Consider the following 20,231-nt stretch of genomic DNA (forward strand, 5'->3'; position numbering starts at 1 on the left):
TGAATTACGGCGCTATGCAATGGGAAAGGTGAAAGAAAGAGAGTTTTATTTAGATCTTTTCCGTCTTTTGTTCTGCCCGTTGCGCAATCCGCTTTGCCATCCCGCGGAAGATAAACAGGTGTGCGGGGATCATCAACAGCCAGTAGAACAGACCGGGCATTCCGTGGGGATGCCACCAGGCGCGGACGTCCAGTTCACGACGATCGCCTTTGTCTTTCAGGGTAAAGCAGAGCCGGCCCAGCCCCGGGGCTTTCATGCCGAACAGCATCGCCAGCTGTTTTTCCGGCTCGACGATGATGACCTTCCAGCTGTCGACCGCATCGCCCACCTCAAGATACGGGCGTGCCGGGCGGCCTTTTGCCAGCCTGTGCCCCACCAGCAGATCCATTGCCCCGCGCGTTTGCCAGAGGATATTGCCGAAGAAATAACCGTCTTTGCCGCCAATCTGGTTCACGACTTCCCACAGATCTGCAAGGCTGGCGGAAGTTTTCACCGTGCAGCCCGCCTGTTTCGGGTAATAGCCGTACTCCGGCCGCCAGCGGGCAAACGCCTGGGCGTCGTAGCCCCAGTCGCTGGAGTTCACCAGCTGCTCTTCCTCTTTCAGCGTATTGCGCACGGCATCGTCAAAGCGGATCAGGTCCTGGGGAATGAGTGCCCTCAGCGCGCGATCGTCCGCCAGTAAATCGTGTTTGAGCCCCTGGATCAGCGCTTTGGCGGTCGTCGGCGGCACCGAGGTGATCACATTCAAAAACCACACCGAAATCCAGCGGGTTGGAAAGGGGATGGGGATCAGCCAGCGGCGGCGGCCGCTGACGCGCATGAAATGTTCGAACTGCTCCTGATAGCTCAGCACTTCAGGGCCTGCCGCCTCCAGCACGCGGTGTTGCTCCGCCGGGTGATCCAGCAGGGCCACCAGATAATGCAGTAAATTCTCCAGCGCAATCGGCGTGGTGCGCGAGCGCACCCAGCGCGGCGGCGTGAGTACCGGCAGGTTGTAGACCATATCGCGCATCACTTCGAAGGCGGCGGAGCCTGCACCGACGATGATCCCGGCGCGCAGTTCGGTGACGGGGATATTCGCCCCGCGCAGGGTTTCAGCCGTCAGCTGGCGGGCGCGCAGGTGATCGGACTGCTCGTGTTCAGGCGCCTGGAGCGAGCTTAAAAAAATGACCTGCTTCACCGGGGTTTGCAGCAGGGCATCGCGGACGTTCATCGCCACCTGCCGCTCGTGGGCGATAAAATCCCCGCCTTCGCCCATGCTGTGCACCAGGTAGTAAAGCGTGTCGACCCCTTCCAGCAGCGCGGGAAGCTCCTTCGGCCAGTTGAGGTCAATGCTGTGGCAGGTGACGCCGGGCAAGCTGAGTTTTTGCAGGCGTTCGGTGTTGCGTGCCGCTGCCAGCACCCGGTGTCCCTGCTGGCTTAACGCCGCGGTGAGATGCTGACCGATATACCCGCTGGCGCCGAGCACCAGAATGCGTTGCGGCACGTGATGCTCCTTATCGCTGTAAAAACGCCTGCCAGTGTTTCACCACGTCCGCCAGCTGTTCGCGGCTCACGTCGAGATGCATAACCAGGCGCACGACAGGTGAGGCGTTGATCAGCACGCCACGTGATTTCATAAATTCGCCCAGCGCGGCGGCGCGATCATCGCCCACGCGAACAAACAGCATGTTGGTGTCGTGGCGCATCACGTCGGCGCCAATTTCGCGCAGCTGCGTAGCCATCCACGCGGCGTTGTCGTGATCGTCCTTCAGGCGCGCCACGTTGTTTTTCAGGGCATACAGCCCGGCCGCCGCCAGAATACCCGCCTGACGCATGCCGCCGCCGGTCATTTTGCGCCAGCGGTTGGCGCGCTTGATGTAGTCCGCGTTGCCCACCAGCAGAGAGCCCACCGGCGTGCCCAGACCTTTAGAGAGGCAGATGGTGAACGAGTCGCAGTATTGCGCAATCTCTTTCAGCTCGCAGCCATACTCCACGATGGCGTTAAAGATACGCGCGCCGTCAACGTGCAGGCCGAGCCCGCGCTCGCGGGTGAATTCCCACGCTGCTTTCAGGTATTCGCGCGGCAGCACTTTGCCGTTGTGGGTGTTTTCGAGGCTGAGCAGCCGGGTGCGGGCGAAGTGAATATCGTCGGCTTTGATTTTCGCCGCGACCTTATCGAGCGGCAGGGAGCCGTCCGGCGCGGCGTCAATCGGCTGCGGCTGAATGCTGCCGAGCACCGCGGCACCGCCTGCTTCATACAGATAGTTATGCGCGCCCTGGCCGACGATATACTCTTCCCCGCGCTCGCAGTGGCTGAGCAGCGCCACCAGGTTAGCCTGCGTACCGGTTGGCAGGAACAGCGCGGCCTCCTTGCCGCTCAGTTCAGCCGCGTAGCGCTGCAGCTCGTTGACCGTCGGGTCATCGCCGTAGACGTCGTCCCCGACCGGGGCGGCCATCATCTCTTCGAGCATGGCGCGGCTCGGGCGGGTTACGGTATCACTGCGTAAATCGATCATGGCATGTCCTTATTATTAAAAAGGCGATGCCAGATGTTTTACCTGAGCCAGTTGGTTTTTGCCAGTTCGATCACCTCATCGCCGCGTCCGCTGATGATGGCGCGCAGCATATACAGGCTAAAGCCTTTGGCCTGTTCCAGCTTGATCTGCGGCGGGATCGCCAGCTCTTCTTTGGCGACGACGACATCCACCAGCACCGGACCGTCGATGGAAAACGCGCGCTGCAGGGCTTCATCCACCTCTGAGGCTTTCTCCACGCGAATACCGGTGATGCCGCAGGCCTCGGCGATGCGCGCGAAGTTGGTGTCGTGCAGCTCGGTGCCGTCCGTCAGGTAGCCTCCGGCCTTCATCTCCATCGCCACGAAGCCCAGCACGCTGTTGTTGAAGACCACAATTTTCAGCGGGAGCTTCATCTGCACCACCGACAGGAAATCCCCCATCAGCATGCTGAACCCGCCGTCGCCGCACATCGCTACCACCTGACGCTCCGGGGCCGTCGCTTTTGCGCCCAGCGCCTGCGGCATGGCGTTGGCCATCGAGCCGTGGTTAAACGAGCCGAGCAGGCGGCGCTTGCCGTTCATCTTCAGATAGCGTGCCGCCCAGACGGTTGGCGTGCCCACGTCGCAGGTAAAGATGGCGTCGTCGTCCGCGAAATGGCTGATCTGCTGCGCCAGATACTGCGGGTGAATGGCTTTGTCGCTCGGTTTGGCGAGGTCGTCCAGCCCCTTGCGGGCGTCGCGATAGTCACTCAGGGCCTTATCAAGGAACTTGCGGTCCGTTTTTTCTTCCAGCAGCGGCAGCAGGGCGGCAAGGGTAGATTTGATGTCGCCCACCAGCGCCATATCGACCTTGCTGTGCGCGCCGATGCTGGCCGGGTTGATATCAATCTGAATGATTTTGGCATCCGCCGGATAGAACGGACGATACGGGAACTGGGTGCCGAGCAGGATCAGCGTGTCGGCGTTCATCATGGTGTGGAAGCCGCTGGAAAAACCGATCAGCCCGGTCATCCCCACGTCGTAAGGGTTGTCGTACTCGACGTGCTCTTTGCCGCGCAGGGCGTGGACAATCGGCGATTTCAGCTTACCGGCAAATTCAAGCAGCTCCTTGTGGGCGCCAGCGCAGCCGCTGCCGCACATCAGGGCGATATTGCTGGAGTACCGCAGCAGCTGAGCCAGCTTTTTCAGCTCCTCTTCGGCAGGCGTTACCACGGGCTGTGGGGCGTGATACCAGTGGGTGCTGGCCCCTTCCGGCGCGGCCTTGAGGGCCACATCGCCCGGGATAACGACCACGGAAACGCCGCGGTTCAGCACGGCCTTGCGCATGGCGATCGCCAGCACCTGCGGGATCTGCTCCGGGGATGAAACCAGCTCGCAATAGTGGCTGCATTCACGGAACAGCTCCTGCGGATGCGTCTCCTGAAAATAGCCGCTGCCGATTTCGGAAGAGGGGATATGGGCGGCAATCGCCAGCACCGGCACGTGATTGCGGTGACAGTCGAACAGCCCGTTGATCAGATGCAGGTTGCCGGGACCGCACGAGCCCGCACACACGGCCAGTTCCCCCGTAAGCTGTGCTTCAGCGCCTGCGGCGAAGGCGGCAACCTCTTCATGGCGGGTTGGCATCCATTCGATAGTCTTCATCTTGTTGAGGCTGTCGCTAAGTCCGTTCAGGGAATCGCCGGTTACGCCCCAGATACGTTTCACGCCAGCCTGTTCGAGCGTTTTCGCTATATATGCAGCCACGGTTTGTTTCATGGTTTTCCGTCTCCTTTTTGTGATTTCGCTTACAAGCTTAGAAGAAAGTCTCCGTATTGCCCGTCGCATCCCCCCAATTAAAAGGTGCTTTTCACGCGCAATTATTCGGCATAATCTGGTGATGTCTCGGTGAAAACAGGAATAATTTCAAATGGTTAAATCATTGTTAATTGCTGTTAATGAAAAGCTATCGTGCGACGATCTTGGCAAACTCTTGTTACGACTTGCCGTCGGCGGGCTGATGCTTTTTCACGGTTTGCACAAGCTTTTTGGCGGCGTGGGCTTTATTAGCGGCATGCTGGTGGAAAAAGGGCTGCCGGGATTTATCGCCTACGGCGTGTTGGTTGGAGAAGTGGTGGCACCGGTTCTGATTATTGTCGGGCTTTTTACGCGTCCGGCCGCGCTGGTGCTGGCCTTTACGATGATTGTGGCGTGGCTGATGGTGGGAATGGGTGAAACGCTCGCCCTCGATAAAGTAGGCGCATGGGCGATTGAAAGCCTGGTGTACTTCTTTATCGGCTCGCTGGCGGTCGCGTTTTTAGGCGCAGGGCGGTTTGCGCTGGGTAAAGCGCCCGCATGGCGGTAGGGTTGTTGTAGGTCGGGTAAACGTAGCGCCACCCGACAAAAAGCCCGGTGGCGCTAACGCTTACCGGGCCTACGATCGAACGTTTAACCCTTATGCGAGGACCAGATCGCCCTGCGGGTGGCACGAGCACGCCAGCACGTAACCCTCGGCAATTTCCGCGTCGGACAGCGTCATGGTGCTGGTGACGGTATATTTTCCGGAAACGACCTTCGTCTTACAGCAGCCGCACACGCCCGCGCGGCAGGCCGCCGCTACCGGCACCTTGTTGCTTTCCAGCGCCTCCAGCAGCGTGGTACCCACGCGACCAAAGAAGGTCTGCGCAGGCTGCAGCTTGGTGAACTTCACGCCGCTGGTTGCGGCTTCCGCCACCGGCGTGAAGAACTGCTCTTTGAAGAAGCGGGTCACGCCAAGCGCTTTCACCTCTTTCTCGACGATATCCATGTAAGGCGCCGGGCCACAGGTCATCACGGTGCGGTTCGCCATATCCGGCACGCTTTGCAGCAGCTCGCGGCTCAGGCGACCGGGCACAAAGCCGTGGGTCGCGTTGTGCTCCGCCACCAGCGTCACTGGATAATCACGCCACTCCTCGGCAAAAATCACGTCTTCCGGGGAACGTACGCTGAAAATAACCTGCACGTCGGCCAGCGGGCGGTTCTTCGCCAGCCAGCGGCGCATCGACATAATCGGCGTCACGCCACAGCCCGCCGCCAGCAGCAGGAATTTATCGTCTGCTTTGTCGTCACAGGTGAAATCACCCTGCGCGTCAGACAGCCAGATATAATCCCCGCGCTTCACGTCCCGCGTCAGCCACTGCGAGCCCGCGCCGTCCTCAATGCGGCGGACGGTGAGCGTAATGTACTCGCTCACCCCCGGCGTTGAGGAGATCGTGTAGGCGCGCAGGGTGTCCGCCGAATTGCGAACGCTGACCAGCGCGTACTGGCCTGAACGGTACGGATAGTAGTCATGGCACAGCAGCGACAGCGTCCACACATCCGGCGTCTCCTGATGGATGTGATGAACCTGCATCCGCCATGGACATTGTGAGGTTGGCATGGTCATGAATAACTCCTTACGCGCTCAGCAGCTGTTTCATATCATCTTCAACGTTGGTCACGGAACGCAGGCCGAATTTCTCGTTCAGCACCGCCAGCAGGTCCGGCGTCAGGAAGCCTGGCGCGGTCGGGCCGGTCACGATGTTAGTGACGCCGAGAGAGAGCAGGGTCAGCAGGATGACAATCGCTTTCTGCTCGAACCATGACAGCACCAGCGACAGCGGCAGGTCGTTCACGCCGCAGCCCAGTTTCTCCGCCAGGGTGACCGCCAGAATGATGGCCGAGTAAGCATCGTTACACTGGCCCGCATCGATCAGGCGCGGCAGACCTTCGATCTCGCCGAAGTCCAGCTTGTTGAAACGGTATTTGCCGCACGCCAGGGTCAGGATCAGGCAGTCTTCCGGCACGCTTGTGGCGAAATCGGTGAAGTAGTTACGCTCGCCGCGCGCGCCGTCGCAGCCGCCGACGAGGAAAATGTGGCGCAGCTTTTCACGGCTGACGAGATCGATCAGCGAATCAGCGGCGCCGAGCAGGGTTTCACGACCAAAGCCGACGGTAATGAGGTGCGGGATCTCGCTGTACGGGAAGCCTGCCATCTGCTGCGCCTGGGCGATAACCGGACCGAAATCGTCACCTTCAAGATGGCTCACGCCAGGCCAGCCGACGATGCTGCGGGTCCAGATGCGGTCATCATACGCGCCGACGGTAGGGTCGATGATGCAGTTAGAGGTCATCACGATAGGGCCAGGGAAGCGGGCAAACTCCATCTGCTGGTTCTGCCAGCCGCTCCCGTAGTTACCGATCAGATGCTTAAATTTACGCAGCTCCGGGTAGCCGTGCGCCGGGAGCATTTCGCCGTGGGTATAGACGTTAACGCCGGTGCCTTCGGTTTGCTTCAGCAGGTTGTAGAGATCTTTCAGGTCGTGACCGGAAATCAGGATGCACTTGCCTTCGGTCGCCTTGACGTTGACCTGAGTCGGCGTCGGGTGGCCGTAGGTGCTGGTTTCACCGGCATCCAGAATGCTCATCACGCGGAAGTTCATCTGACCGATTTCCATTGAGCATTCCAGCAGCGCGTTCATATCGGCAGGCCAGGTGCCCAGCCACGCCATGATTTTGTGGTACCGGGCGTAGATGTCGTTGTCGTACTGGCCGAGCACGTGCGCGTGTTCCATATAGGCCGCAGCGCCTTTCAGGCCGTACAGGCACAGCAGGCGCAGGCCGAGAATGTTCTCGCCAATCGCCGCTTTGTCTTTATTCGGGGTGAATTCTGCCGCCTGACGCTGGAGCTCGCCGAGATCGTCGCTGACCAGCTGCAGTTCAGACATCGGATTTTCCACGCGCGCGCCGGCATCCGCCTTCAGGCACTGGGCTTTCAGCGCTTCACGCAGGGCAATCGCTTCGCGGGCGTAGCCGACAATGCGCGGAGAGTCGAAGTTAACGTTGGTCAGCGTGGAGAAAAACGCGCGCGGGGCGAAGCTGTCGACGTAGTGGTCGACAATGCCGTATTCGCGGGCTTTGAACGCCCATGCGGAAAGGCCTTGCAGGGCGGCAATCAGCAGGTCCTGCAGGTCAGATGTTTCTGCGGTTTTGCCGCACATACCCTGTGCGTAAGAGCAGCCATTGCCTGCCGGGGTACGGATGGTTTGTTCACATTGCACACAAAACATAATCACACCTGTTAAAGTTATATTTGATATACATGTTTAAGATTATGCCTGTGCCAGAACGGAGAAAAGGGCTTTCTGCTACAAAATAGAGGGAGATTGATATAGCGCAATTTTGGCGGCAGGAAACCTACCGCCAAAGAAGTATCAGGCAGAGAAGAAGGCCATCATGATCGGAACCAGCAGGCTTAAAATAAAGCCGTGCACGATAGCCGCGGGCACCATCTCCAGCCCTCCGGAGCGCTGGAGTACCGGCAGGGTAAAGTCCATCGACGTCGCGCCGCACAGGCCCAGCGCGGTAGAACGACTGCGGCGAACCAGGCCTGGGATCAGCATGATGGCAATCAGCTCGCGCGCCAGATCGTTAAAGAAGGCGGCGCTGCCGATCACCGGGCCGAATGATTCGGTTAGCAGAATACCGGAGAGGGAGTACCAGCCAAAACCTGACGCCATCGCCAGGCCGGTTTTCAGCGGCAGATCGAGAATAAAGGCATTAATGACGCCCGCCACCATTGAACTGGCGACAACAATCACCGCAACCATCATTCCCCGACGGTTCAGGACAATTTGTTTCAGCGTCATGCCATTATTTCGCAGCTGAATACCAATCAGGAACAGCAGGAAGATCAGCGTATATTCACTGGCCTCTGTCGCGTGCTGTAAAAATGCCCAACCGGTCAGCCCAAGAAGAAAGCCGAGCACCACGACGCCGCATAATTTTAATGATTCAAGCGCCATTGCAATTCGAGAAGGGAGCTTTTCCTGATGATGGTGATTTTTCCATGGAATAGTGCGTTCCAGCCACAGCAGCGCGGCAATATTGCACAGCAAAATAACCACCACGGTGACGACAGAATAATGGAGGATGGAGAGTAAATTCGCCGACAGGTTGTCCAGAAATGCCAGGCTAATCCCCATAAAGAAAAGAATAACGTAAACAATCCAGCTGAGAAAACGGTTGATAAGCCGTAATGCGGATTCCTGATGCAGTGGGATAAGGTAGCCCGCAATCAGGGGCAGCAGAATAATGAGGAGTCCTGAAAACATGAACAGCCGGTCCTTTTTAGTATCGGTTAAGCGCCAGTGACACTACCCAATAAAGGCTGTTCAGTAAAGCGGCAAAAGAAAGCCGGGTGGCGGCTGCGCCTTACCCGGCTTGTGTCAATGTGGGGTGTGCGGCCTGTGGCCCTCACCCCGGCCCTCTCCCACGGGGAGAGGGAGGGAAAGATTAATCGCGTTTTTCCAGCAGGGTGCGATACAGCACGCCGCCCAGGATACCGCCGATAATTGGCATTACCCAGAACAGCCACAGCTGCTCAAGCGCCCAGCCGCCCTGGAAGATAGCGACGGCGGTGCTGCGTGCCGGGTTAACGGAGGTGTTGGTGACCGGAATAGAAATCAGGTGGATCAGCGTCAGCGCCAGACCAATCGCAATCGGGGCAAAACCGGCCGGCGCGTGTTTGTCCGTTGCGCCGTGGATCACCAGCAGGAAGCCGGCGGTAAGCACGATTTCAATCACGATGGCAGACAGCATGGAGTAGCCGCCCGGAGAGTGTTCGCCGAAGCCGTTAGAGGCAAAGCCGCTGGCCGCCGCGTCGAAGCCGGCTTTACCGCTGGCAATCACGTACAGAACGCCTGCCGCAATAATACCGCCAACTACCTGCGCCACAATGTAGCCAATCACGTCTTTCGCCGGGAAACGGCCGCCCGCCCATAAACCTAACGTCACTGCCGGGTTAAAATGACCGCCGGAAATATGTCCCACGGCAAACGCCATGGTTAATACGGTTAAACCAAACGCCAGCGCGACGCCGACAAAACCGATACCTAATTCCGGGAATGCTGCTGCCAGAACGGCGCTACCGCAGCCACCAAATACCAGCCAGAATGTACCAAAGCATTCTGCTGCCAATTTTCTAAACATAACCACCTCAAATAATTATCCGCACGCATTCCCGCGTGGGGGATATATCGCCATAAAGGGATGACGACTCAAAGAGCTCGTATTTTAAAAACCAACAACACCCCTTCGCCACTTAAATAAATTCGATTAATTTGATTTAAGGCAATGTGATGTCAATCCTTGTTCAAACTGGAGGTAAATAGAGCATAGTCCAATTTGCGGGCGGTAGTATCTTGCGAGATGAGGGTTATTTCAAATGAAACCTGATGGATAAATTCTGAATTTTTCGTGCTTCCGCCAGGTTATGGAGGCGGATTGCAGTGTCAAGCCTGTATGCATCCCGCTATACTGCTGATTACTTGAAGGAAAAAGTGATCATTTGTCGGGGGATTTATGCTTCTCGAACGTGTGGAAATTGTCGGGTTTCGCGGTATTAACCGTCTGTCGCTGCAGCTGGAGCAGAACAACGTCCTGATCGGCGAGAACGCGTGGGGTAAGTCCAGCCTGCTGGATGCGTTGACGCTACTGCTTTCGCCCGAAGACGATCTGTATCACTTCGTCCGCGACGATTTCTGGTTCCCGCCCGGCGACGTGACGGGGCGCGAGAAGCACCTGCATATCATCCTGACGTTCCGCGAATCCGAGCCCGGACGTCACCGCGTGCGTCGCTTCCGCCCGCTGTCACCCTGCTGGGTGCCGTGCGACGACGGTTTCCACCGGATTTTCTATCGGCTGGAAGGCGAGATGGCGGAGAACGAAGGGGTACTCACCCTGCGTGATTTTCTCGATGAGAAAGCCAACCCGATCCCGCTGGACAATATCGACGATCTGGCCCGTCACCTGATCCGCCTGACGCCGGTTTTACGCCTGCGCGATGCGCGTTTTATGCGGCGTATTCGTAACGGTACCGTACCCAATATGCCGGAAGTGGAGGTCACCGCCCGCGAGCTGGATTTTCTGGCAAGAGAGCTGGTGTCGCGTCCGCAGAATCTGACCGATGGTCAAATCCGACAGGGGTTGTCCGCAATGGTGCAACTTCTGGAGCACTATTTTTCCGAGCAGGGAACCTCGGAGTCGCGCCATCGTCTGATGCGCCGCCGCTCTCATGATGAGCAGCGAAGCTGGCGTTATCTCGACATCATTAACCGGATGATCGACCGGCCCGGCGGTCGTACCCATCGGGTGATTCTGCTGGGGCTGTTTTCTACGCTTCTGCAGGCCAAAGGCACCGTTCGTCTTGACCGGGACGCCCGGCCGCTGCTGCTGGTGGAAGACCCGGAAACGCGCCTGCATCCCATCATGCTCTCCGTGGCCTGGCATCTGCTGAATCTGCTGCCGCTCCAGCGCATTACGACCACCAATTCCGGAGAGTTATTATCGCTGACGCCGGTAGAACACGTCTGTCGCCTGGTGCGTGAATCCTCCCGCGTCTCCGCTTTCCGGCTTGGGCCGGGCGGTTTGAATGCGGAAGACGGGCGACGCATCGCGTTTCATATTCGCTTTAATCGGGCGTCGTCGCTCTTTGCCCGCTGCTGGCTGCTGGTGGAGGGGGAAACGGAAACCTGGGTCATCAACGAGCTGGCGCGCCAGTGCGGCCACCATTTTGATGCGGAAGGCATTAAGGTGATTGAATTCGCCCAGTCGGGATTAAAGCCGCTGATAAAATTTGCCCGCCGGATGGGGATCGAGTGGCACGTGCTGGTAGACGGTGATGAGGCGGGTAAAAAATATGCCTCGACCGTGCGGAGCCTGCTGAATAACGAGCGCGAGGAAGAGCGCGATCATTTAACCATGCTCCCCGCGATGGACATGGAACACTTTATGTATCGTCAGGGGTTCGACGACGTCTTCCACCGCATTGCCATGGTGCCGGTCGATGTCCCGATGAACATGCGGCGGGTGATCGCCAAAGCCATTCACCGTTCGTCAAAACCGGATTTAGCCATTGAAGTGGCGACGGAAGCGGGTAGGCGGGGCGTGGAGGCGGTACCGACCCTGCTGCGGAAGATGTTCTCCCGCGTGCTGTGGCTGGCACGCGGGAAAGCGGATTAGCGTTGGGTCGCCTGTTTCATCTGCTGAATCAGGCTATCCAGCAGCGCGTAGCGGCGGCGATATTCGGCGCGTTTTTTGCTGGCGATCTCTTCCATCGGTTTACGCGGCATGACGAGCGGCAGCATAAAGTTACCGTTGTCCTGTTTTTCACCGCCGATGGAGAGCCAGAAACTGTCGTAATCGGCCAACAGTTTGCCCTCTTTTTTCTTGCGGTAGCGCCAGCTGCGATAAATATGGGTATCGTTACTGACGGCGACAATCTGCTCTACCGGGAACGCGGCGCCGAGCGTCATTGCGGCCTCGACCAGCAGACGTTTCGGGAACAGACCGTGGCAGGCTTTCGTCGCTCCCTGGATCAGCTCATGGGGAACATGCGCTTTTGCGCCCTGCAAACCGCCAATGAACAGCGTCGATTTTCCCTCAAACTGGCACAGCGTAAAGGTCATCTCCGCCAGCGCCGTATTTTGACCGTCACAGAAAACGAGGGTAGCTTCTCCCTCTTTATCCATAAACGCGTCGGCACACAGGCGGACGCTAAATTGCTGTTCATCTTTTCCGGTTAAGGTCAGCAGAGTCACGCCCTGTTTTGAAAGGTAACCATGAGTCAGCGTCGCCGGCAGCTGACGACACATCGTCTGATAGTGCCAGGACAGCGATTCCAGCACATGCTGTCGATCCATATTGACCGTCAGCCACGGGCGATGAAGGCGGCAGGGCAGCCCTGGCTGAACCTGGAGCATTTGCATCAGGTGCGGATGTTTCGCAAGATCAGACAGCAGGCGAGCGGTGCTGAGCGGTGTCGCCAGTGAACGCAGCATGAACTTGCGTCGATAGGCGGTTTTTTCCCATGCCAGCCCGGGTGCGATCTCACCGAAAGCCAGGTTTTTGAAGAGCTGCCAGCCGGATTTTGGCTGCGGCAGGTTTGAAAGTGATGTATCGACGATAGAAGACATGGTAGATCCTGATCCTTTTGGAATATCGCTATTTCAGCAGGAGAAATGTCAACATCTCGTAAACAAATTAGGACGATTTCGGATAACAGGGCTTTCGTTGAAGAGTCGTTTAGTTAGAATCAACGCTTATCATTGCCAGAACATTTATTTGGAATATTTATGAACCTCAAGGGAAAACGCAGAACGCTGTTTCTGCTGCTGGCGGTCGCGATTTTAGCCGGTGGGTACTGGCTATGGCAGGTGCTGAATGCGCCGGTGCCGCAGTATCAGACACTGATTGTTCGCCCGGGCGAACTGCAGCAAAACGTCCTCGCGACGGGCAAGCTTGACGCGCTGCGCAAGGTTGACGTCGGCGCTCAGGTCAGCGGCCAGCTGAAAACGCTGTCGGTTGAGATTGGCGACAAGGTGAAAAAAGGCCAGCTGCTAGGCGTTATCGATCCTGAGCAGGCTGAGAACCAGATCCGCGAGGTGGAAGCCACGCTGATGGAGCTGCGCGCGCAGCGTGCGCAGGCGCAGGCAGAACGTAACCTGGCCCAGGTAACGCTGACCCGTCAGCAGGCGCTGGCCAAAACCCAGGCTATTTCGAAACAGGATTTAGATACTGCCACCACTGAACTGGCGGTGAAACAGGCGCAGATTGGCACGATTGACGCGCAGATCAAACGCAATCAGGCCTCGCTGGATACGGCAAAAACCAACCTCGATTACACCAAAATCGTCGCGCCGATGGCGGGCGAAGTCACCCAGATCACCACGCTGCAGGGCCAGACGGTGATTGCCGCGCAGCAGGCGCCAAACATCCTGACGCTGGCTGACATGAGCACCATGCTGGTCAAAGCCCAGGTCTCAGAGGCGGATGTGATCCATCTTAAGCCGGGGCAGAACGCCTGGTTTACGGTGCTTGGCGACCCGCAGACGCGCTACGAAGGCGTGCTGAAAGACATTCTGCCGACGCCGGAAAAAGTGAACGACGCAATCTTCTACTATGCCCGCTTTGAGGTGCCAAACCCTCAGGGCGTGCTGCGTCTGGATATGACCGCGCAGGTGCATATCCAGCTGACCGGCGTGAAGAACGTGCTGACCATTCCGCTCTCTGCGCTCGGTGAATCCGCCGGGGAGAGCCGTTATAAAGTGAAAGTGCTGCGCAACGGCGAAACGCGCGAGCGCGAGGTCGTGATTGGCGCGCGCAACGACACCGACGTGGTGGTGGTGAAAGGGCTGGAAGAGGGCGAGGAGGTTGTTGTCAGCGAAAGCCTGCCCGGAGCCGCTAAATGACGGCGCTGCTTGAGCTGAATAACATTCGTCGCAGCTATCCGTCAGGCGACGGCCCGGTGGAGGTGCTGAAGGGCATCTCCCTGCGCGTGGAGGCGGGCGAGATGGTGGCCATTGTCGGCGCGTCGGGTTCCGGTAAATCGACGCTGATGAACATTCTCGGCTGCCTGGATAAACCGACCAGCGGGACCTATCGCGTGGCCGGGACGGATGTCTCCACGCTGGACGGCGACGCGCTGGCGAAGCTGCGCCGGGAACACTTCGGCTTTATCTTCCAGCGTTACCATCTGCTTTCTCACCTTAACGCGGCCCAGAACGTGGAAGTGCCTGCGGTGTATGCGGGCGTCGAGCGTAAAAAGCGCCTTGAGCGCGCGCAGATGCTGCTGACGCGTCTGGGGCTGGCGGAGCGGGTGGAGTATCAGCCCTCGCAGCTTTCCGGCGGCCAGCAGCAGCGCGTGAGTATTGCCCGCGCCCTGATGAACGGCGGGCAGGTGATCCTCGCGGATGAACCGACCGGCGCGCTCGACAGCCATTCCGGCGAAGAGGTGATGGCGATCCTCCATCAGCTTCGCGATCAGGGGCACACGGTGATTATCGTTACCCACGATCCGCAGGTAGCGGCGCAGGCGGAACGCATTATTGAGATCCACGACGGCGAGCTGGTCAGCAACCCGCCGCCGCGTGAGTCCAGGGCTGCGGCGCCGAAAGAAGTGCTACCGGCATCAACCGGATGGGGACAGTTCTCCAGCGGCTTTCGCGAGGCGCTGACCATGGCCTGGCTGGCGATGGCGGCCAACAAAATGCGCACCCTGCTGACGATGCTCGGCATCATAATCGGTATCGCCTCGGTGGTGTCGATCGTGGTGGTGGGCGACGCGGCCAAGCAGCTGGTGCTGGCCGATATCCGCGCCATCGGCACTAATACCATTGACGTTTATCCCGGCAAAGACTTTGGCGACGACGAGCCGCAGTATCAGCAGGCGCTAAAATACGACGACCTGGCGGCGATTCAGAAGCAGCCGTGGGTGAACTCCGCCACGCCTGCGGTTTCGCAGAACCTGCGTCTGCGCGTGGGCAACGTTGACGTGGCCGCCAGCGCTAATGGCGTGAGCGGAGACTATTTCAACGTCTACGGCATGACCTTCAGCGAAGGCGCCACCTTCAACGCCGAGCAGCTGGCGGGCAGGGCGCAGGTGGTGGTGCTCGACGCCAACTCGCGCAGGCAGCTTTTCCCCAATAAAGCCAGCGTGGTAGGCGAAGTGATCCTGGTTGGCAACATGCCTGCCACGGTCATCGGCGTGGCGGAAGAGAAGCAGTCGATGTTTGGCAGCAGCAAGATCCTGCGCGTCTGGCTGCCCTACACCACCATCTCAGGGCGGATTATGGGGCAGTCCTGGCTCAACTCCATCACCGTGCGCGTGAAGGAGGGCTACGATAGCGCGCTCGCCGAACAGCAGCTTGAGCGGCTGTTAACCCTGCGTCACGGGAAGAAAGATTTCTTCACCTGGAATATGGACGGCCTCTTGAAAACGGCGGAAAAGACCACACGTACTCTTCAGCTGTTCCTCACGCTGGTGGCGGTGATCTCGCTGGTCGTCGGCGGCATCGGGGTGATGAATATCATGCTGGTGTCGGTAACCGAGCGCACCCGGGAGATCGGCATCCGCATGGCGGTCGGGGCCCGGGCCAGCGACGTGCTGCAGCAGTTTTTGATTGAAGCGGTACTGGTGTGTCTGGTCGGCGGGGCGATGGGCATTGCGCTTTCGATGATGATCGCCTTTGCGCTCCAGATCTTTTTACCCGGCTGGGAGATTGGCTTCTCGCCGGTTGCCATTATTACCGCATTTTTGTGTTCGACCTTTACCGGCATTTTGTTTGGCTGGTTGCCCGCCCGCAACGCGGCGCGACTGGATCCGGTGGACGCGCTGGCTCGGGAATAACCCGAAAATAAAAATGCCAGCCGATCGGGCTGGCATTTTGACTGCGGGATGTACACAATAAAACAGAGAGCTATGCAACCGTCTCTGCTTCAACGGGTACGATTAGGCTGGCATGATTGCCTTTTGGACCCTGATGTACATCGAACCGGACGGACTGCCCGGCTTTGAGCGTTCTGTAACCATCCATCTGAATGGTGGAATAGTGAGCGAAGATATCCTCGCCGCCGCCTTCGGGGCAGATGAAGCCAAACCCTTTGGCGTTGTTGAACCACTTAACAGTACCCATTTCCATGCTTCGACATCCTTCGTAAATCTTATAAGTTAAGATGGAATGAACCGGTGGTGGAGTGGGGGCTGTTCAAAACCTCGCCATCTCACGCTTGTACAATTTAGAGAAACGAAAGAAGTCGTCAAGCGTTTGGCGCTGGAGATGGGACAATAATCAACCAAAGTTTGAAGCAGTTAACGCTATTGCAACAGTTTGTGACAGACATCGCGGATGACAGTAATAGATGATTGTTATCTAACATCTGAGGTAGATTCAAAGTGGTTATGCATAATGGGTAAGACCAACGATTGGCTGGATTTTGACCAGCTGGCGGAAGATAAAGTGCGCGACGCGCTAAAACCGCCATCTATGTATAAAGTTATGTTAATGAACGATGATTACACGCCGATGGAATTTGTTATTGACGTGCTACAAAAGTTCTTTTCTTATGATGTAGAACGTGCAACGCAACTGATGCTTACCGTTCATTATCGTGGCAAAGCTATCTGCGGCATCTTCACAGCCGAAGTGGCGGAAACCAAAGTGGCGATGGTGAACGACTATGCGAGGGAGAACGAGCATCCGTTGCTGTGTACGCTGGAAAAGGCCTGATAAGGCATAAAATTGGGGGAGGTGCCTATGCTCAATCAAGAACTGGAACTCAGTTTAAACATGGCTTTCGCCAGAGCGCGTGAGCACCGACATGAGTTTATGACCGTCGAGCATTTACTGCTCGCACTGCTTAGCAACCCATCTGCCCGCGAAGCGCTGGAAGCCTGCTCCGTGGATCTGGTGGCGCTACGTCAGGAACTCGAAGCCTTCATCGAACAAACCACACCGGTGCTGCCAGCCAGTGAAGAAGAGCGCGACACGCAGCCGACGCTCAGCTTCCAGCGCGTGCTGCAGCGCGCGGTATTCCACGTCCAGTCTTCCGGACGTAGCGAAGTGACTGGCGCAAACGTCTTAGTCGCCATCTTCAGCGAGCAGGAGTCACAGGCTGCCTACCTGCTGCGCAAACACGAAGTCAGCCGCCTCGACGTGGTTAACTTTATTTCTCACGGAACGCGCAAAGACGAGCCTAACCAGGCATCGGATTCCAGCAATCAGGTCAATAACAATGAAGAGCAAGCAGGCGGGGAGGATCGTATGGAAAACTTCACCACCAACCTTAACCAGCTTGCTCGCGTTGGCGGTATCGACCCGCTGATTGGTCGCGATAAAGAGCTGGAGCGCGCGATCCAGGTGCTGTGCCGTCGCCGCAAGAACAACCCGCTGCTGGTGGGTGAGTCAGGCGTGGGTAAAACCGCGATTGCCGAAGGGCTTGCCTGGCGCATCGTGCAGGGCGACGTGCCGGAAGTGATTGCCGACTGCACCATCTACTCGCTGGATATCGGCTCGCTGCTGGCGGGCACCAAATACCGCGGTGATTTTGAAAAACGCTTCAAGGCGCTGTTAAAACAGCTGGAGCAGGACACCAACAGCATCCTGTTTATCGATGAGATCCACACCATCATCGGCGCAGGTGCGGCCTCCGGTGGCCAGGTGGATGCCGCGAACCTGATCAAACCGCTGCTCTCCAGCGGCAAGATCCGCGTGATTGGCTCCACGACCTACCAGGAGTTCAGCAACATCTTTGAGAAAGACCGTGCGCTGGCGCGCCGCTTCCAGAAAATCGACGTGACCGAGCCGTCCGTCGAGGAAACGGTGCAGATCATCAACGGCCTGAAGCCGAAGTACGAAGCGCACCACGACGTGCGTTACACCGCGAAAGCGGTCCGTGCGGCGGTGGAGCTGGCGGTGAAATACATCAACGACCGTCATCTGCCGGATAAGGCGATTGACGTGATTGATGAGGCAGGGGCGCGTGCGCGCCTGATGCCGGCCAGCAAGCGTAAGAAAACCGTTAACGTGGCGGATATCGAGTCCGTGGTGGCCCGCATCGCGCGTATCCCTGAGAAGAGCGTTTCTCAGAGCGACCGCGACACGCTGCGCACCCTCGGCAATCGCCTGAAAATGCTGGTCTTTGGTCAGGATAAGGCCATTGAGGCCTTAACCGAAGCGATCAAGATGGCCCGCGCCGGACTGGGGCATGACCACAAGCCTGTCGGTTCTTTCCTGTTCGCTGGCCCGACCGGCGTGGGGAAAACCGAGGTGACGGTTCAGCTCTCCAAAGCGCTGGGCATTGAGCTGCTGCGCTTTGATATGTCCGAGTATATGGAGCGTCACACCGTCAGCCGTTTGATTGGTGCGCCTCCGGGCTACGTGGGCTTTGACCAGGGCGGCCTGCTCACCGACGCGGTGATCAAGCATCCGCATGCGGTCCTGCTGCTCGATGAAATCGAGAAGGCGCACCCGGACGTGTTCAACATCCTGTTACAGGTGATGGACAACGGGACGCTGACCGACAACAACGGGCGCAAGGCGGACTTCCGCAACGTGGTGCTGGTGATGACCACCAACGCCGGGGTGCGTGAAACCGAGCGTAAATCCATCGGCCTGATCCACCAGGATAACAGCACCGATGCGATGGAGGAGATCAAGAAGATCTTCACGCCTGAGTTCCGTAACCGTCTGGACAACATTATCTGGTTCGATCACCTGTCTACCGACGTGATCCATCAGGTGGTGGACAAGTTCATCGTCGAACTGCAGGTTCAGCTGGATCAGAAAGGCGTGTCGCTGGAAGTGAGCCAGGAGGCCCGCAACTGGCTGGCCGAGAAAGGCTACGACCGTGCGATGGGTGCCCGTCCGATGGCGCGCGTGATTCAGGACAACCTGAAGAAACCGCTGGCGAACGAGCTGCTGTTTGGCTCGCTGGTGGACGGCGGCCAGGTGACCGTGGCGCTGGATCAGGCGAAGAACGAACTGACGTACGATTTCCAGAGTGCGGCGAAGCACAAGCCGGAAGCGGCTCACTGAGTTGTAAGATAAAAGCAAAACGGCAACTTCGGTTGCCGTTTTTTTTGTTTTCTCCCTCTACCCGTGGGAGAGGGCCGGGGTGAGGGCATCAGGCCGCAGAGGAATTTTGCGAGGCGCTTTCCAGTTTCTTTCGAAGTCAGTTGCTGGATAAATCCACAGTAATAAAATGGCGGCGCACCTGCAAAATCAGGTGCCGGGATTGGCGTCCTGATTACACACGAGAAATGATATTGATACGTCAACTATCATCAGGTTCGTTCACACTTTTGAAAGCTAGCGATATAATCCGCAGACTCAATTATGGTGGGCTGAACCGGGGCTTCTTTTGAAGCGCCGATTTTCCCGTGTGGGTCGGTACGCCAAACCGGTTCAGTCTGCCACCTGAGTTGGCGTTCGGGTGGAGATCTCATCATTTCACACGGAGTCATAATCAAATGGAACATAACAATCTTTCTCTGCTCTACACCGAACTCTCCCTCAACCCCGATCTCCCAACCCTGGCCGAGCGCTGCAAACTGCTCACCGAAATCCTCCTCGACTGCAAATCACTCCCGCAAACGCAGCCCGTTTGCCGCTGTCTCGGAGCCTACCTGGAAGAGATGAAATCCGGCCTCACAGAATCCATGCGTGATTTTCAGATAGTGGAATTTGAGGGAGAAGCGGAACAACCGCGACAAAAAGAGTGGTTACTTGAAGATACAGAAACGAAATGTGACTACTGCCGGGCGTTAAACCATGTGCTGCTGGTATCTCATTTTGACCGCGATATGTTGCCGCACCTTACGGGATTACTCCATGACATGGCTCATTCTATGGCGGGGGATTTAATCGCTCCTATACAACCGTGGATGACAATACATCTTCCTACTCAGCAACACTAAAGCCATAAATAAAAAAGGCCGGGATAATCCCGACCTTTTAAATATTCATCTGCCATTACAGGCGAAAACAATTAGCGACTACGGAAGACAATGCGGCCTTTGCTCAGGTCGTACGGGGTCAGTTCAACAGTCACTTTGTCGCCCGTCAAAATGCGGATATAGTTTTTGCGCATTTTACCGGAGATGTGCGCAGTTACCACGTGACCGTTTTCCAGCTCTACGCGAAACATGGTATTAGGCAACGTATCAAGTACGGTACCCTGCATTTCAATATTGTCTTCTTTGGCCATCTAATCCTCTGGGGTATCACTACCAAGTTTTGAACCGGCAAGATAATGCCGAAATTCATCAATTAAGTAAAGAATTGCGCGATTAAAACGCAGCAAAACAGTTTCGGCGCATTGCCCAAGCGTCACGGTACAACCGAACAGGAAGCGCATTCGTAAAGGGGAGACAACAGGATAAACGTCAGGACGTTATCTG

The 20,231-nt window shown here is 57.4% G+C and carries 17 protein-coding genes; 7 read left to right on the forward strand and 10 right to left on the reverse strand.

Going from position 1 to position 20,231, the window contains the following annotated elements:
• Positions 1-49 precede the first annotated feature (49 nt).
• From DFO52_RS08935 to poxB, 3 genes are read right to left on the reverse strand one after another with little or no spacing between them, the layout of a single operon-like run.
• Positions 50-1,486 carry an SDR family oxidoreductase gene (locus DFO52_RS08935; RefSeq protein WP_133550166.1) on the reverse strand — a complete coding sequence of 479 codons (1,437 nt, stop codon included), beginning with the start codon at positions 1,484-1,486 and terminating at the stop codon, positions 50-52.
• A gap of 10 nt (positions 1,487-1,496) precedes the next feature.
• Complete coding sequence (ltaE, locus tag DFO52_RS08940; RefSeq protein WP_047648197.1) at positions 1,497-2,498, reverse strand: low-specificity L-threonine aldolase; 1,002 nt, start codon at positions 2,496-2,498, stop codon at positions 1,497-1,499.
• A 38-nt stretch (positions 2,499-2,536) separates the two neighbouring features.
• Positions 2,537-4,255 carry a ubiquinone-dependent pyruvate dehydrogenase gene (gene poxB, locus DFO52_RS08945; RefSeq protein ID WP_047346936.1) on the reverse strand — a complete coding sequence of 573 codons (1,719 nt, stop codon included), beginning with the start codon at positions 4,253-4,255 and terminating at the stop codon, positions 2,537-2,539.
• 151 nt (positions 4,256-4,406) lie between these two features.
• Between poxB and DFO52_RS08950 the strand changes: the two genes are divergently transcribed.
• Entirely contained in the window at positions 4,407-4,841 is a 435-nt protein-coding gene (locus tag DFO52_RS08950) for a DoxX family protein (protein ID WP_029739477.1), read from the forward strand.
• Between the two features lie 90 nt (positions 4,842-4,931).
• On the opposite strand, the gene hcr is transcribed toward DFO52_RS08950, so the two are convergent.
• The 4 genes from hcr to aqpZ all read right to left on the reverse strand — a co-directional run bounded on the left by hcr (position 4,932) and on the right by aqpZ (position 9,484).
• Positions 4,932-5,900 carry an NADH oxidoreductase gene (hcr, locus tag DFO52_RS08955; RefSeq protein ID WP_133550168.1) on the reverse strand — a complete coding sequence of 323 codons (969 nt, stop codon included), beginning with the start codon at positions 5,898-5,900 and terminating at the stop codon, positions 4,932-4,934.
• A gap of 10 nt (positions 5,901-5,910) precedes the next feature.
• Positions 5,911-7,563: a hydroxylamine reductase gene (hcp, locus tag DFO52_RS08960; protein WP_133550170.1), complete on the reverse strand. Its 1,653-nt coding sequence runs from the start codon at positions 7,561-7,563 to the stop codon at positions 5,911-5,913.
• A gap of 144 nt (positions 7,564-7,707) precedes the next feature.
• Complete coding sequence (locus DFO52_RS08965) at positions 7,708-8,607, reverse strand: lysine exporter LysO family protein (protein WP_133550172.1); 900 nt, start codon at positions 8,605-8,607, stop codon at positions 7,708-7,710.
• 181 nt (positions 8,608-8,788) lie between these two features.
• Positions 8,789-9,484 carry an aquaporin Z gene (gene aqpZ, locus DFO52_RS08970; RefSeq protein ID WP_014883193.1) on the reverse strand — a complete coding sequence of 232 codons (696 nt, stop codon included), beginning with the start codon at positions 9,482-9,484 and terminating at the stop codon, positions 8,789-8,791.
• A 372-nt stretch (positions 9,485-9,856) separates the two neighbouring features.
• Between aqpZ and DFO52_RS08975 the strand changes: the two genes are divergently transcribed.
• Positions 9,857-11,515, forward strand: coding sequence for an ATP-dependent endonuclease (locus DFO52_RS08975; protein WP_029739481.1), 1,659 nt, complete (start codon positions 9,857-9,859; stop codon positions 11,513-11,515).
• Here DFO52_RS08975 and DFO52_RS08980 read toward each other — a convergent pair.
• Positions 11,512-12,468, reverse strand: a complete 957-nt coding sequence (locus DFO52_RS08980; protein WP_047648190.1) for a VirK/YbjX family protein — start codon at positions 12,466-12,468, stop codon at positions 11,512-11,514. The two genes, DFO52_RS08975 and DFO52_RS08980, sit on opposite strands and share 4 nt — an antisense overlap.
• A 159-nt stretch (positions 12,469-12,627) precedes the next feature.
• Here DFO52_RS08980 and macA point away from each other — a divergent pair, with 159 nt between their 5' ends.
• Positions 12,628-13,743, forward strand: a complete 1,116-nt coding sequence (macA, locus tag DFO52_RS08985; protein WP_133550174.1) for a macrolide transporter subunit MacA — start codon at positions 12,628-12,630, stop codon at positions 13,741-13,743.
• Entirely contained in the window at positions 13,740-15,680 is a 1,941-nt protein-coding gene (gene macB / locus DFO52_RS08990; RefSeq protein WP_133550176.1) for a macrolide ABC transporter ATP-binding protein/permease MacB, read from the forward strand. Before macA ends, macB begins: the two co-directional genes overlap by 4 nt.
• A 70-nt stretch (positions 15,681-15,750) precedes the next feature.
• On the opposite strand, the gene cspD is transcribed toward macB, so the two are convergent.
• Positions 15,751-15,972 carry a cold shock-like protein CspD gene (cspD, locus tag DFO52_RS08995; RefSeq protein WP_006809408.1) on the reverse strand — a complete coding sequence of 74 codons (222 nt, stop codon included), beginning with the start codon at positions 15,970-15,972 and terminating at the stop codon, positions 15,751-15,753.
• Between the two features lie 267 nt (positions 15,973-16,239).
• On the opposite strand from cspD, the gene clpS reads away from it, so the two are divergent.
• The 3 genes from clpS to DFO52_RS09010 all read left to right on the forward strand — a co-directional run bounded on the left by clpS (position 16,240) and on the right by DFO52_RS09010 (position 19,748).
• Positions 16,240-16,560, forward strand: coding sequence for an ATP-dependent Clp protease adapter ClpS (clpS, locus tag DFO52_RS09000; RefSeq protein ID WP_006174393.1), 321 nt, complete (start codon positions 16,240-16,242; stop codon positions 16,558-16,560).
• Positions 16,561-16,587: 27 nt separating this feature from the next.
• Positions 16,588-18,867 (forward strand): ATP-dependent Clp protease ATP-binding subunit ClpA, encoded by a 2,280-nt coding sequence (clpA, locus tag DFO52_RS09005; RefSeq protein WP_023335109.1) that lies wholly within the window; start codon positions 16,588-16,590, stop codon positions 18,865-18,867.
• A 434-nt stretch (positions 18,868-19,301) separates the two neighbouring features.
• Positions 19,302-19,748 carry a hypothetical protein gene (locus DFO52_RS09010; RefSeq protein ID WP_133550178.1) on the forward strand — a complete coding sequence of 149 codons (447 nt, stop codon included), beginning with the start codon at positions 19,302-19,304 and terminating at the stop codon, positions 19,746-19,748.
• Between the two features lie 71 nt (positions 19,749-19,819).
• Here DFO52_RS09010 and infA read toward each other — a convergent pair whose 3' ends face one another.
• Positions 19,820-20,038 (reverse strand): translation initiation factor IF-1, encoded by a 219-nt coding sequence (gene infA / locus DFO52_RS09015; protein ID WP_002211347.1) that lies wholly within the window; start codon positions 20,036-20,038, stop codon positions 19,820-19,822.
• Positions 20,039-20,231: the final 193 nt, after the last annotated feature.

Origin of the sequence: Enterobacter sp. AG326, assembly GCF_004362415.1 — a bacterium.
Lineage (GTDB): Bacteria > Pseudomonadota > Gammaproteobacteria > Enterobacterales > Enterobacteriaceae > Enterobacter > Enterobacter asburiae.

Excerpts from the sequence above, each read along its gene's own strand:
- ltaE (WP_047648197.1), bottom strand. The coding sequence starts at position 2,498 with ATGATCGATTTACGCAGTGATACCGTAACCCGCCCGAGCCGCGCCATG.
- poxB (WP_047346936.1), bottom strand. The coding sequence starts at position 4,255 with ATGAAACAAACCGTGGCTGCATATATAGCGAAAACGCTCGAACAGGCT.
- DFO52_RS08950 (WP_029739477.1), top strand. The coding sequence starts at position 4,407 with ATGGTTAAATCATTGTTAATTGCTGTTAATGAAAAGCTATCGTGCGAC.
- hcr (WP_133550168.1), bottom strand. The coding sequence starts at position 5,900 with ATGACCATGCCAACCTCACAATGTCCATGGCGGATGCAGGTTCATCAC.
- hcp (WP_133550170.1), bottom strand. The coding sequence starts at position 7,563 with ATGTTTTGTGTGCAATGTGAACAAACCATCCGTACCCCGGCAGGCAAT.
- DFO52_RS08965 (WP_133550172.1), bottom strand. The coding sequence starts at position 8,607 with ATGTTTTCAGGACTCCTCATTATTCTGCTGCCCCTGATTGCGGGCTAC.
- aqpZ (WP_014883193.1), bottom strand. The coding sequence starts at position 9,484 with ATGTTTAGAAAATTGGCAGCAGAATGCTTTGGTACATTCTGGCTGGTA.
- DFO52_RS08975 (WP_029739481.1), top strand. The coding sequence starts at position 9,857 with ATGCTTCTCGAACGTGTGGAAATTGTCGGGTTTCGCGGTATTAACCGT.
- DFO52_RS08980 (WP_047648190.1), bottom strand. The coding sequence starts at position 12,468 with ATGTCTTCTATCGTCGATACATCACTTTCAAACCTGCCGCAGCCAAAA.
- macA (WP_133550174.1), top strand. The coding sequence starts at position 12,628 with ATGAACCTCAAGGGAAAACGCAGAACGCTGTTTCTGCTGCTGGCGGTC.
- macB (WP_133550176.1), top strand. The coding sequence starts at position 13,740 with ATGACGGCGCTGCTTGAGCTGAATAACATTCGTCGCAGCTATCCGTCA.
- cspD (WP_006809408.1), bottom strand. The coding sequence starts at position 15,972 with ATGGAAATGGGTACTGTTAAGTGGTTCAACAACGCCAAAGGGTTTGGC.
- clpS (WP_006174393.1), top strand. The coding sequence starts at position 16,240 with ATGGGTAAGACCAACGATTGGCTGGATTTTGACCAGCTGGCGGAAGAT.
- clpA (WP_023335109.1), top strand. The coding sequence starts at position 16,588 with ATGCTCAATCAAGAACTGGAACTCAGTTTAAACATGGCTTTCGCCAGA.
- DFO52_RS09010 (WP_133550178.1), top strand. The coding sequence starts at position 19,302 with ATGGAACATAACAATCTTTCTCTGCTCTACACCGAACTCTCCCTCAAC.
- infA (WP_002211347.1), bottom strand. The coding sequence starts at position 20,038 with ATGGCCAAAGAAGACAATATTGAAATGCAGGGTACCGTACTTGATACG.